Source organism: Embleya sp. NPDC005971 (assembly GCF_040629175.1).
GTDB lineage: Bacteria > Actinomycetota > Actinomycetes > Streptomycetales > Streptomycetaceae > Embleya.
The window spans coordinates 1-12,854 of sequence record NZ_JBEXUX010000088.1 but is presented as its reverse complement, the minus strand read 5'-3'; the positions used below and the strand labels follow the sequence as shown (position 1 = coordinate 12,854).

Below are 12,854 nucleotides of genomic sequence, written 5' to 3'. Positions count from 1 at the left end.
GTCACGGCTGCTCCGCCCGCCAGACGTGGAACGCGGGCCCGTCGCCGGGCAGCGGTTCGCCCGCGCGCAGGTCGGGGCCGCCGGTGAGGCTGCGTGCCGTCACCGGCGCAGCGATCGGGGTGTGTCCCGCGCGATTGACCTGGATCAGCAGCGTCTCCTCCGGCAACCACCGCTCGTACAACACGGTGTCGGCGGCACAGTGCAACCAGCGCAGCCCGCCCGTGCGCAGCGCGGGATGCGCGTTGCGCAGGGCGATCAGGTCGCGATAGGTGCGATACGTGTCCCGGTCCCAGCGGTCGCGGTCCCAGGGGAAGGGCCGCCGGCCGTCCTCCAGGTGCACGCCCTCCACCCCGACCTCGTCGCCGGCGAACACCATCGGCAGCCCGGGCAACGTGAACATCAGGGCGGCGCCCAGGTGTTGGCGGTCGCGGCCGGCCATCGACCGGAACCGCTGGGTGTCGTGCGAGTCGAGCAGGGTCAGGTTGTGGGTGTACGAGCGCCACGGCAGCAGCGCGGCGAAGTCCCGCATGACGGCTGCCAGTTCGGCGCCGCCGTAGCCGGGGATCGGACCGGGCACGCCCCAGAACTCGGTGAGCGGCGCGTCGGCGAGCCAGCCCCAGACCGGGCGGGTGAAGCCGGAGTAGGCCATCGTGCCCTGCCAGCCGTCGCCGCGCAGTGCGGCGGACGCGTCGTGCTGGTGCTCGGCGAGCAGCAACGCGTCCGGCGCGGCGGCGGCCAGGGTGGCTCGGGTCGCCCGGGCCACCTCGGCGTTGCGGTCCTGGGTGCCGTACCGGCCGGCGGACTGCGCGACGTCGATCCGCCAGCCGTCCAGGCCGAAGTCGCGGGGGTAGCGGGCGACCACCGAGTCGGGCCCCTCGTACAGCCGGGTCCGCAGTTCGGCCGAGGCGTGGTCGAACTTGGGCAGCGTGTCGACCCCGCAGAACGACGCGTAGCGGCTGCGGTCGTCGGCGTCGAAGTAGTAGAAGTCCGCCTCGACCGAGTCCGGTTCGGTCTGACCGCGGCGGAACCACTCGTGTCCGTCCCCGGAGTGATTGAGCGTCAGGTCGCCGATCACCCGCATCCCGCGCCGGTGCGCCTCGGCGGTCAGCGCGCGCAGCGCCTGGTCGCCGCCGAGCAACGGGTCGACCCGGTCGAAGGTGGTCGCGTCGTAGCGGTGGTTGGAGCGGGCCGGGAAGAACGGCGTGAGGTAGAGGACGTTCGCGCCCAGTGCCCGGATGTGGTCGAGCCGGTCCAGGACTCCCCACAGGTCGCCGCCGTACATCTGTTGCAGGGCGCCCTCGCTGCCCCAGCCCACCGGGTCCTGCCATGCCGCGGGCCGGGCCCAGTCCGGCATGGCCGCGTCGCTTTGCCGGGCGGAGCGGGCGAAGCGGTCGGGGAAGATCTGGTAGACCACCGCGTCGGCCGCCCAGGCGGGCGGCGCGGGGTGGGTGGTAAGCGTGAAGTCGCCGGTGTCGGGCACGTCGCGGGTGGCGACGCCGGCGGCGGTGAGCCAGCGGTTGCCCTCGGGAGTGCCCAGCAGGAAGCGGTAGCCGAACTCGGTGCTGCCGACCTCGACGCCGACCCGCCACCAGGTCTCGTCACCGACCACCCGGTCCACCGTCGCCTCGGTGAACACCGGTTCCCCGTCCAGCTTGGTCCGCACGTGTACGCGCCCGGCGCCGGCCGCGGTGCGGGTGCGGACGAAGAGCTCCACCTGGTCGCCGGGCTGCGGCGACGGGTTGCTCACGTAGCCCGGCGAACCGTCGTGATGTGCCACTGTGTTACATGGTGTTTCCGGTGGGTGCATGGTGTTTGCGACTCCGAAACATGCCGTTCATCAGGTCGAATGCCGAGGAGCGTAAAAGCAATCCGCGAACGACTGCAACACTCTGCAACATGTTTCAAAGATTTTGTTGCAGCGGCGAAACGCGTTTCGATACCCTGAGCGCGCCGCCAGAGGCTTCGGGGAGAGGCCCCGACACAGAGGGGGAGGTGACTGTCGCGTGACACCGGAGCGACCTTCGGTCCGTAGGATCGCCGACCGGATCGGGGTGAGCGCGGCGACCGTGAGCCGGGTGCTCAACGACAAACCCGGGGTCGCCGAACACACCCGCACCCGGGTCCTGGACGCCATCCGCGAGCAGGGCATGGTCGCCCCCGCCCCGGCCGGCCAACCGTTCGTGGGCATCGTCGTCCCGGAATTGGAGAACCCCGCCTTCGCGCTGCTCGCCGGCGCGATCGAGGCGCGGCTGAGCCAGTACGGCGTCACCGCCCTGATCGGCAGCTCGACCAAGCACGGGCCCACCGAGTTGGACTACATCGAAACGCTGTTACGGCGTGGCATCGAGGGGCTCGTCCTGGTCTCCGGGCGGCACGCCAACCCCGAGGCCGACCACGGCTTCTACTGGCACCTGCACCGCAAACACGTGGCGATGGTCCTGGTCAACGGCGGTGTACCGGGCCTGCCGGTATCCACCGTCACCACCGACGAGGCGGCCGGCGCCGCGATGGCGGTGGCCCACCTGCACAGCCTCGGACACACCCGGATCGCGCTGGCGGGCGGCGAGGAGTTCTATCGCCCGTCCCGGCATCGACTCGCCGGCTACCGTGCGGCGATGAAGGCCGCCTTCGGCGGTTGCGACGACGCGCTGTACGTCGAATCCACCTACTCGATCACCGGCGGCCAGGCCGCGGCGCGCCGACTCCTGGACGCCGGCGCGACCGCGATCGTCACCGGCAGCGACCTGATGGCGCTGGGCGTGATCTCGGCCGTGCGCGAGGCCGGCCGCCGGGTGCCGCAGGACATCTCGGTGGTCGGCTACGACGACTCCTACCTGGCCGCACACAGCGATCCACCGCTGACCACGGTGCAACAGCCGATCGAACAGATGTCCACCGCCATCGCCACCGCCATGTGGCAACAACTCCAGGGCTACCACACCCCGCACGTCGACCACCGGTTCGCGCCGCGCCTGATCGCCCGCTCCTCCACCGGCCCCGCCGAGCCGGACCGGCCCTGACCCGAGGCGGCGACACCCACCGGCACCCCGCCCCGACCGGGATCACCGGTCGGGGCGGTGCCGTCTCTCACGTGCCCCGGACCCGGCCCAGGGTGTGCAGCAGGTAGTGGGCGTTGTCGTAGGGGTTGGCGCCGGTGTGCGGCCGGGTCGGGAGCGGGTGTCCGGTGAAGGGGCGGTGCCCGTCGAACTCGCTGACCAGCACCCCCTCGCCGCTGGTCGACTCCGGAAGCCGTCGGGTGACCCCGTGCACCTCGGCCGCCGGGATCGTGCCCCGCAGCAGGCACCGGTCGCCCCGGGGCACCTGCTCCTCGGGGACGGCCCGCGCACCCGTCAGCAGCGCGACCACCGCCCCCACACTCGCCGCGGGCGCCTCCAGTTCGAACCGGTGGATCGGCTCGAACACCCTGGTCCCGGCCTGCTTGAGCGCGTCGCCGAGCACCAACGGCGTCACGTTGCGGAAGTCGCCCGCCGCACTGAGCGGGCTCGCGTAGCCGGTCCGGGTCAGCGTCACCGCGCAATCCAACACCTCCCAGCCGTGCACACCCTGCCGCAGCGTGCCGTGCACGCTCTCCTCGATCGCCCGGTGGAAGGCGAGCGGCAACCCGCCGAGCCGGACACCCAGCCGAAAGACGATCCCGGCCCCGGGCGCCGCCGGCTCGATCCGCAGACCCACGGTCGCCCAGAAGAAGTTCACCCCGTCACCGGCGATCTCGCGCACCGCCTCGCCCACCCCGACCGGCTTCTCGAAGTACAGCGGACGCGACAGCGCGAAGGCGACCCGAAGGCCGAACGTGTCGGCCAACGTCGCGCCGATCACCTCCTTCTGCACCTCGCCGTACAGGCGCACCGAGATCGCCCCGGTCTCCTCGTCCGCGCGCACGTCGATCATCGGATCCTGCTCGGCGATGCGTTGCAACGCGGCGTACAGCGCGGGCCGTTGCCGGGGGCTCTCCGGCATCACCCGCGACTCCAGGGTGGGCGGGGCGAACAGACCCCGGGTGGGCAGCCCGTCGGCGGATCCCAGTTGGTCGCCCACCCGCACCTCGGCCAGACCACGAACCTTGGCGATCGTTCCCGCGATCGCGTCCGCGTCGCGCAGCCGGGTGCCCTCGTCGAACACCTGGACCGCGGAGGTTCGTCCGGTCAGTTCGATCACCGCGCCGCCGTGGTCGCGACGGTGCAGGGTGACCTCCGCACGTGGGCGAAGGGTGCCGCTTCGGGTCCGGACGTACGCGATCTTCTCCCCCGCGCGACCGCGCTCGATCTTGAGCACCACACCCCGCAACGGCTGCTCGGCCGCCTCCGGGCCGACCCGGGGCAGCAGTTCGGCAATGCCCCGGACCAGATGCTCGACGCCCTCCCCGGTGATCGCCGAGCCGAAGAACACCGGGTACGCCCAAGCGTGTTCGACATGGCGCGCCAACTCGCGCCGGTAGTCGGCCTCGGTGAGGATGACCCGGTCGTCGAGATAGGAATCCACGAACGCGTCGCCGTGGTCGGCGAAGGTCTCCGCGAGCCGGGCGGTGAAGCCCTCGTCGCTGCCGGTGAACGGCAACCAGCGGGCGCCCGGAGTGCCGAGGTCGTCGACCGAGCCCATCGCGACGCAGTTCGGGCCCAGTTCGGCGGCGATCGCGTCGAGTACCTCGGCATACCGCGCACCGCGGCGATCGATCTTGTTGACGAACACCAGAACGGGAATGCGCAACCGGGCAAGTGAGCGGATCAGTACGCGCGTTCGGGCTTGCACACCCTCGACCGCGGACACCACGAGCACCGCGCCGTCGAGCACCCGCAGCGCCCGCTCGACCTCGGCGACGAAGTCGGAGTGGCCCGGCGTGTCGATCACGTTGACCCGAAGGTCCCCGATCCGAAACGCCACCACGGCGGACTGGATGGTGATCCCGCGCCTGCGTTCGAGTTCCAGTGAATCGGTCTGGGTACTGCCGGCGTCGACGCTGCCGATCCGGGTGATCACACCCGCGTCGAACAGCAGACGCTCGGTCAGGCTGGTCTTGCCGGCGTCAACATGCGCGACGATCCCGATATTCAAGTGGTTCATGACGGCCAGTGGCTCCCGCGGCGGCGTTGATGGGACGAACTCCGTTGAGACCGCTGGTCTTTCGGCGCATGATTCGCTGCCTTTCCACGTCGATTCGTCCCATGCAATGCGCTCCGACCCTAACACCGCCCCCGGCCGCCCCCGGATTCCCGCTCGGGGCCCGGCGCGGCGTCCCACCGGCCGTCACCACACCCGGCCCCGCGCGCCCGCGCGCCGCGCACAACACGCGCACCGGTCGCGAAACCACTCCCGCGCCACCCGCCGCTGCGTGCCGCGCTCCCGGCCCCGCTGTCACCGCCGCTGCGTGCTCGGTACCGCCCTCCGCTCCTCCACGCGTCCCATGTCCCGTTGCAGCTCGCGTCACAGATCCCGTTGCAGCTCGCGTTGCACGTATGCTCCGACCTGCACTGTTACTCGGAAAACAGACTCCCCGAGCGGCCCGAAGCCGCAGCGGCGGCGGTGGCCAGAAGTTGCGGCAGGGTGCCGACGAAATCGGGCAACATGCGCGCCGCCACCGCCCAGGCCTCCGGGTCGGCACCCAGCGTGCGGCCGATGTGCTCGGCGACGACCTCGCGCGCCGCGCGCGCTTCGTCGGGGAGGAGCACGGCCAGGACGTCGACCGTTTCGAGCAGGCGGCCCGCGGGGTGGAAACGTTCGACCATGTCCCGGATGTCGAGCCGCCGGTCCGCCAACACGTCGACGAACCACGGCAGCAGGGTCGGCGTTTTCCAGGCGTGGGGCATCGGGTGGTCGAGCGCGAGGAAGGCGTGTCGCGGCGAGCGGCCGGCCAGGCGCAAGGCGAGGTACGGATCGGATCGACAGGCGGGCAGGCTCAGTTCCTCGGGGCAGTCCGGGTGCATGGCCAGGTGTGCCAGGGTCGCGGCCGGCAACGGCTCCCGGTCGTGCGCCGCGACCGCCGCGGGCCACAACTGCGGCGCCGGGTGACGCACGGCGAGCGTCGGCGCCTGGCGCATCGCGGCGACCAGTTCGTCCGGCCGCTCGTGGCGCGCCACTTCGGCCCGCAACCGCTCCGGCCCCCGCGGGTCGATCGCGATCGAGCGCGCGAACCGCGCGATCTCGCCGTCCGCACCGAGCCGGTACAGCAGATGCGGATCCGCCAGCGCCGACGGCCCGCGCGCCTCACAGATGCCGAGCAGCGCGCGCAGCACCCCGGCGACGCCCAGTTCCGTGTGATGGAGCCCGAGGGCGCGACGGATCAGCTCCGGGTGGTGTCCGAACACCGCCTCGGCACACCCGTCGCGCACGATCGGCGCCGGCCGCTCCCGGCTCCCGGCGGGCAGCGGCACCCGTCGCGGAGCGTCCCGCCGGGTGGCCCGGAAGATCGCGTCGCGGGTTCGCCGGTCGGCGCCGGCCTCCAGCAACGCGGCGTTGACACCCGAGTGATGCAGCGCCAGGAACTCCGGAGCCCGCGCCGGGCACGTATCCAACCGGTCGGGCAGGTCCTCGGCCCGAATCACGCCCGTGCGCAGCAGCGGGCCGATGACACTCGGGCCCAACCTCTCGCGCGCGGCCAGGAATTCGTGGATCAGGCCGACCGGGAGCATCGCGATCACGCGGGCGGCCACCGGCGCGGGGACCCGACTCAGCAGACCCAGCGGGGTCAGCACCGTCGGGCCGGCCGCGGGCCGACTCCCGCTCCCGCTCCCGGTGGACCACACCCCGCGCTGCGGAACGCCGGCCCAGGAGGCGTTCGTGGCGTCCGTACACAGTCGACCGAAGGTGTACGGATGGCCCGGTGCCCGGTCGATCAACCACTGCCAGGCGATCGGTTCGTCGCCGGGCAGCAGGCCCGCCGCCTCGTCCAGCACCCGCTCCACGGGCCCGTTGCGCCGGCCGCCGGCCCAGGACGTCCAGCACGCCACGGTGCGCACCGCCGCCCATCCGGGGGTGCCCTCCAGGGCCACCTGACGGAGCGTCACCACTCGGTGCGCCAAGGCCGCACCGAGCGCCAGGCAGGTGGTCTCGGCAAGGGGGACCACGACCAGCGCGAGCAGGGCCGCACGGGGGCAGTCCGCCCGCACGACCAACTCCGCGCGCACGGCGTCGGCGAGCGGATTCCGGCGGTGCTCGCGCACGACCGTGTCCCAGTCGACGGCCGGGAGCCGGGCCGGGGGCACCTCGACCCGCCCGAGTCGGTTCCGCACCCGGGCCGCGAGCCCGTCGTCGGCATACCCGAACAACGATTCCTCGGCGACCGGGTCGGCGCCGTCCCCGTTCCCCATCCGCTCACCCCATGGACTGATCACCGAGCACGATCCGCGCGATCAACGCGCGTCGGCTGCTCACCCCGACCTTGGTGAAGATCGCCTTGAGATGATCCTGGACGGTGTACGGCGTCATGGCCAGGGCCCGCGCGATCTCCTTGGTGTCGTTGCCGCGGATCGCCCGCAGCGCCACCTCCTGCTCCCGGCCGGTCAGCCCGTACGCGGCCAGATACAGCGGCATCGTCTCGGCCGGGGACGCCGGCGAGGCGACCACCGCGACGTGGCCGTCGGCGAGGCCCTCCAGCAGCGCGGCGTGCAGCACGAACCAGCGCCCGTCCCGGGTCCGCACCCGCGCCTTGGCCTGCGAGGTCGGCACCCCCGACGCGGCCAGCCTGGCGTGTTCGGAGACCATCGCGAACGCGGTCGGCACCGCGAGCACGGGCAGCGCGTCGTCGGCGAGATCGGCGAGCAGGCCCTGCCCCCGCTCGTCGGCCGCGACCAGGCTGTTCCCGGGGCCGAGCACGATCGTCGCGGGGGCCTGATCGGCGGCCGGCGACCATGGACTCCCGCTGTGGCAGGTGCGCAGCGCGTTGCCGATGTGCCGGGCCGCGACGTCCGCCAGGTCGCGTTGTCGGCCCAGGTACAGGCCGCGGTCGGGCGCCCGCATGAACGCCGCGCACCCCCACATGCCGCCCTGGGTGTCGAACACGGTCCGCATCTCGTCCCCGAAGCCGGCCGGTGAGATCTGTTCCCGAAATCGCAGACTGCGCTCGGGCCGGCCGCGGGTCGCGCGACCGATGGTCTCCGCCCGGAACCCGCTGCGCCGGATCTTGGTGAAGGTGGCCACGTCGTCGTGCCACACCTCGAACCGCACCGCGTCGTGGAAGCCCTCCAGGCTGAGGTCGTCGCTTTGTACCGAGGTGACCAGACCGGTCGCCGGATCGGCGGTGTGCCAGCAGACCGCGTCGAACTCCAGCACCTCGCGCAACAGTTCGTCGCACCGCCGGAAGATCTCCGCCGCCTCCAGGCCCGCCCCGGCCAGTTCGCGCAGTCCTTCGATCGCTCGCTGTGCGCTCGCGCCGCGTAATGCCATGGCGCGAACGTAACACGCAGAGAGCAAGCCGGTCCGTAGCGCGATCATCGTTGCTTCGCTATCGACCGCTTCCCGAAAACCTCCCAGAAATCTGGGATTTCCCCGAACCCGTCGACATCGCGAGGATGACCGGGACGCGTTCCGTGGCGCCGTGATCGACCGGCAGCTTCCCCCGGGGCGTCGGACCGCCCTGTGGATCCCCGCCCCGGACCGGGATCCGCAGGGCCGCTCCACCCCGTAGCCGCGCCGCCTCGCCGTCGGGGAAGGCCCGTCGGGCCCCTCGCCGGAACCGGCCCGCTGCTGCGACGATCCTGGGGCGCCGGGCATCCGCGCGGCGTACGGTCGCGCCCGGTCGGCCGCATCCGGCGACCGGGCCGAGGGGCTGGAGGTCCGGCATCACCGGGAATCACGACATCGACACATCACGTCACGTGCACATCCGCACCGTGGACACCACCGCGCTCCCGATCGTGCTGGGCATGCTCGATCGCGCGGTGACCTGGCTGGTCGCCCACGGCCGCGAGGGCCAATGGGGCACCGAGCCGTGGTCCACCCGTCCCGAGGCGGTGCAACGCGTGGAGACGACCCTGCACGGCGGACACATCCGGCTGGCCGAGATCGGCGGCGAGCCCGCCGGCGTCTGCGTCGCCTCGGACACACCCTCTCCCTACATCCCCGCAGTCGACGAACCCGAGTGGTTCGTCAACCTCCTGGTCACCGATCGCCGTTTCGCCGGCGCGGGGGTGGGCGCCGCCCTGATCGAGGACGTACGCCGCGAAGCGGCCGAGCGGAAGGCCGAGTTGGTCCGGGTCGACTGCTACGCGGGCGGCGACGGCGCTCTGGTCCGGCAGTACCAAGCACTGGGCTTCACTCCCGTCACCACGTTCCTCGTGGAGCGCCCCGGACAGCCGCCCTGGCCCGGCCAGTTGCTGGAGTGGCGACCGAACTCCCGGTAGCCACAGGGGATCGTCGACGCGCCCGCGCCCGCGGCCGACCGGCAACGAGGCGGATGTTTCGAGGTCGCTTCGGTGACCGCACATCCACGCTCCGCGACGCGGGCGCAACTACCCATCTCCAATAGCAAGTTACTCGCGAGTATGCCGTGACTTGTTGCGCATTCACGCCTAGAACTTGTTCTCACTCCGTCCCAGAGTGAGGAACGTCACATGAGCGCTTCCCCCATGCGCAGCAACGATTCCAACGGTTTCTCGCGCCGCACATTCATCGCTGGAACAGGTTCCATCCTGGGCGTCGCGGCCGTAGCCGGTCGCGCCGCCGCGGCCCCGTCGACGGCGGGTGCCGCGGCCGCCTCGATCCCCGCCGGGGCGCACGTACCGGCCCTGGTGATCGGCACCGGGTACGGCGGCTCCGTCGCGGCGCTTCGGCTGGCCCAGGCCGGCGTCGACGTACACATGATCGAGATGGGCATGTCCTGGGACACCCCCGGCCCGGACGGCAAGATCTTCGCCAACACCACCTCCCCCGACGCCCGTTCCTTCTGGCTGCGCACCAAGACCAAGCAGCCGCTGAGCAACTTCCTCGGTTTCCCGATCGACCGGGACATCCCCAAGTACACCGGCATCCTGGACGCCGAGGAATTCGCCGGCATCACGGTCTACCAGGGCCGAGGGGTCGGCGGCGGCTCACTGGTCAACGGCGGCATGGCGGTCACTCCCAAACGGGAGAACTTCGGCGCCATCCTCCCCTCGGTGAACGCCGACGAGATGTACAACACCTACTATCCGCGCGCCAACGCCGGCCTCGGCGCGGCCACCATCGATCCGGCCTGGTTCGAGAACACCGCGTGTTACCAGTACGCCCGGGTCGGTCGCAAACACGCCCAGCGCGCCGGCTTCCCGTTCGTCTTCGTGCCCACCGTGTACGACTGGGACTACATGAAGCAGGAGGCGGCCGGCGCCGTCCCCAAGTCCGCCCTGGCCGGCGAGATCCTCTACGGCAACAACTACGGCAAGAGGTCGCTGCAGAAGACCTACCTCGCCCGCATCAAGGAGACCGGCCGGGTCACCATCTCCGCGCTGCACAAGGTCACTTCGGTCACCCCCGCGGCCGGCGGCGGCTACACCGTGACGATCGACCAGATCGACACCACCGGCGCCACCACACTCACCAAAACCGTCACCGCCGACAAGGTCTTCTTCGCCGCCGGCAGCGTCGGCACCAGCAAACTGCTGGTCAAGCTCAAGGCCACCGGCGCACTGCCCAACCTCAACGCCGAGATCGGGCAGGGCTGGGGCGACAACGGCAACGTGATGTGCGGGCGCGCCAACCACATGTGGGATGCCACCGGTGCACTCCAGGCGTCCATCCCCACCGGCGGCATCGACAACTGGAACGCCGGCGGCGCGTTCGCCGAGGTCGCCCCGCTGCCCACCGGCATCGAGACGTACGCCTCGTTCTACCTGTCGATCACCAAGAACCCCAACCGCGCCCGGTTCTCCTGGAACGCCGCGACCGGCAAGGTCGAACTGAACTGGCAGGCCGCCTGGAAGCAGCCGTCGATCGACATGGCCAAGACCATCTTCGACAAGATCAACGCGAAGGAGGGGACGATCTACCGGACCGACCTCTTCGGCGCGTACAAGATCTGGGGCGACCACCTCACCTACCACCCGCTCGGCGGCGCCGTATTGACCAAGGCCACCGACAACTACGGCCGCCTGTACGGCTATTCCGGCCTGTACGTGATCGACGGCGCGCTGATCCCGGGCAACACCAGCGTCAACCCGTTCGTCACCATCACCGCTCTGGCCGAACGCAACATCGAGAAGATCATCGCCACCGACCTGTGACACCGCCCGGATCGGGTCGCCGGCCCCACCCCGGGTCGGCGACCCACCGGCCGTGCTCGCACCGGCGGACCCTCTCCTGCATCATGTGGGCGTGATCACCATTCATCTGAAGTACGAGATCGACGCCGACAAGCTGGCCGACTTCGAGGAATACGGTCGCCGCTGGGTCGGCCTGGTCAACCGGTTCGGCGGCACGCACCACGGCTACTTCCTGCCCAGCGAGGGCGACAGCGACATCGCGTACGCGCTCTTCTCCTTCCCCAGCTTCGCCACGTACGAGCAATACCGCATCGACAGCGCCACCGATGCCGACTGCCGAGCGGCCATCCGACTGGCCCGCGACACCGGCTGCATCAAGCGCTACGAACGCCGCTTCCTGCGCCCCCTCGACGACGGCTCCTGAACACGCCCTAGGCGAGAAGCAACGCCCGATCCCACCGGGGCGGGGTCGCGGTGGTGGCCGCGAGCAGCGCGAGGATCACCCCGGCCGCGCCGTCCAGCAGACCCGGGCCCGCGTCGCCCGGTGTCGGGTGCCGCACGAGCAGTTCCTCGGTCAACCGCGTGGCGGCGGCACCCCACCTCGGATCGCCCGTGTCGTGCGCGAAGCGCACGGTGACCTGGAGCAGCCCGGCGAGGCCGTGACACAACCCCGGCGCCCGGTCGACCAGCCGCTGCCGGTCCGGCCGGGCCAGGACCGCCGCCAGCGCGTCGACCGCCAGGGCGCGCGTCGCCTCGTCGTCCAGGGCATCGCCGGCCAACCACAGTGCCCGCGCGATGCCGGGCGCACCCGCGCACCAGGAGCCGTGTGCGGCCCGGGAGTCTGCCCCGGCCCGCCAGTTCGGCCCCCACGCGTCGTCCTGCCGGTACTCGCCGAGCAGCGCGATCAGGCGCTCGATCGCGGCGCGTTGCCCGTTCACCCGCAGATCCGCGGCAAAGGCCAGCGACAGCAGGGCCAGTGGACCGGCGACGCCGTGCGCCAGGCCCGACCGGGTCCACACCCCCGGCTCCGCGGACCGGCACAACACCGCGAGTCCCGCGCACAGCGCCGCCCCGGCGGCCGGGTCGGCGGCGCGACCCAGCAAGTTCGTACAGGTCCCGGTGAGGCCGGAGATCAGGTCGAGTTCGGGACCGGCGCGCGGATCGTCGACCCGGGGTGCGATCGCCGTCGCCCGCGCCGGCCGCTCGGGTTCGAGCACCCACGCGGCGAACACCGGGCCGCCCATGCCGCCGAACAGACCCGGAGCGGTGACCTGCGGCCGATCGGCGCCCGCCTCGGCCGCCGCCAACCAGCTCTCGGCCATCGCCCGCCAGCCCGCGCCGGGCCGGCAACGATCCAGCTGCTCGCACACCACCGCCAACCCGGCACCCCCGCCGCCCAGATCGTGCCGCACGCGTCGCGGCGTGGCCCGCGACCGGCCGGCCAGCAGCGCGACCCGCTCCAGCGCGGCCACCACGATCGGCCCCGACACCACCGGCGCCCACCCCTGGGACTCGCTCGACACGATCCCCACCGCCGTCCGCTCGTGCCGAAGGACCGCCGGACGTTCCGTGCGCACACCTTCGCCGGCGCGCCGAGGAAGTTCTGCAGGCGCTGGGGTCCGATGATCGACGCGATGACCGGTACCTCGGCGAAGGCGGACGACAACA

General features: G+C 71.8%; 9 protein-coding genes. 4 read left to right on the top strand and 5 right to left on the bottom strand.

Features of this window, described 5'->3' with window-relative positions:
- Position 1 precedes the first annotated feature (1 nt).
- A complete protein-coding gene (locus ABZ374_RS42820; RefSeq protein WP_360322975.1) occupies positions 2-1,777 on the bottom strand; it encodes a glycoside hydrolase family 13 protein in 1,776 nt (591 codons plus the stop codon).
- Between the two features lie 226 nt (positions 1,778-2,003).
- Between ABZ374_RS42820 and ABZ374_RS42815 the strand changes: the two genes are divergently transcribed.
- A complete protein-coding gene (locus tag ABZ374_RS42815; protein ID WP_360322973.1) occupies positions 2,004-3,020 on the top strand; it encodes a LacI family DNA-binding transcriptional regulator in 1,017 nt (338 codons plus the stop codon).
- 67 nt (positions 3,021-3,087) lie between these two features.
- Here the strand turns inward: ABZ374_RS42815 and ABZ374_RS42810 are convergent, their stop codons facing one another.
- From ABZ374_RS42810 to ABZ374_RS42800, 3 genes are all read right to left on the bottom strand, one after another.
- Positions 3,088-5,079 (bottom strand): translation factor GTPase family protein, encoded by a 1,992-nt coding sequence (locus ABZ374_RS42810; RefSeq protein ID WP_360322971.1) that lies wholly within the window; start codon positions 5,077-5,079, stop codon positions 3,088-3,090.
- A gap of 410 nt (positions 5,080-5,489) precedes the next feature.
- On the bottom strand, positions 5,490-7,322 hold the full coding sequence (locus ABZ374_RS42805; RefSeq protein ID WP_360322969.1) for a hypothetical protein: 1,833 nt from the start codon (positions 7,320-7,322) through the stop codon (positions 5,490-5,492).
- A gap of 4 nt (positions 7,323-7,326) precedes the next feature.
- Positions 7,327-8,397, bottom strand: coding sequence for a helix-turn-helix transcriptional regulator (locus ABZ374_RS42800; protein WP_360322967.1), 1,071 nt, complete (start codon positions 8,395-8,397; stop codon positions 7,327-7,329).
- A gap of 431 nt (positions 8,398-8,828) precedes the next feature.
- On the opposite strand from ABZ374_RS42800, the gene ABZ374_RS42795 reads away from it, so the two are divergent.
- From ABZ374_RS42795 to ABZ374_RS42785, 3 genes are all read left to right on the top strand, one after another.
- Positions 8,829-9,353 (top strand): GNAT family N-acetyltransferase, encoded by a 525-nt coding sequence (locus tag ABZ374_RS42795; protein ID WP_360322965.1) that lies wholly within the window; start codon positions 8,829-8,831, stop codon positions 9,351-9,353.
- Between the two features lie 210 nt (positions 9,354-9,563).
- Entirely contained in the window at positions 9,564-11,207 is a 1,644-nt protein-coding gene (locus tag ABZ374_RS42790; RefSeq protein WP_360322963.1) for a GMC oxidoreductase, read from the top strand.
- Positions 11,208-11,298: 91 nt separating this feature from the next.
- Entirely contained in the window at positions 11,299-11,610 is a 312-nt protein-coding gene (locus ABZ374_RS42785) for an NIPSNAP family protein (protein WP_360322961.1), read from the top strand.
- A 7-nt stretch (positions 11,611-11,617) separates the two neighbouring features.
- On the opposite strand, the gene ABZ374_RS42780 is transcribed toward ABZ374_RS42785, so the two are convergent.
- The gene (locus ABZ374_RS42780; RefSeq protein WP_360322959.1) at positions 11,618-12,709 is read right to left on the bottom strand and encodes a lanthionine synthetase LanC family protein; all 1,092 of its coding nucleotides are present in this window, start codon (positions 12,707-12,709) and stop codon (positions 11,618-11,620) included.
- Positions 12,710-12,854: the final 145 nt, after the last annotated feature.

What these genes read in the sequence shown, in the direction of transcription:
- ABZ374_RS42810 (WP_360322971.1), bottom strand. Translation starts at nt 5,079, where the DNA reads ATGAACCACTTGAATATCGGGATCGTCGCGCATGTTGACGCCGGCAAG.
- ABZ374_RS42805 (WP_360322969.1), bottom strand. Translation starts at nt 7,322, where the DNA reads ATGGGGAACGGGGACGGCGCCGACCCGGTCGCCGAGGAATCGTTGTTC.
- ABZ374_RS42800 (WP_360322967.1), bottom strand. Translation starts at nt 8,397, where the DNA reads ATGGCATTACGCGGCGCGAGCGCACAGCGAGCGATCGAAGGACTGCGC.
- ABZ374_RS42790 (WP_360322963.1), top strand. Translation starts at nt 9,564, where the DNA reads ATGAGCGCTTCCCCCATGCGCAGCAACGATTCCAACGGTTTCTCGCGC.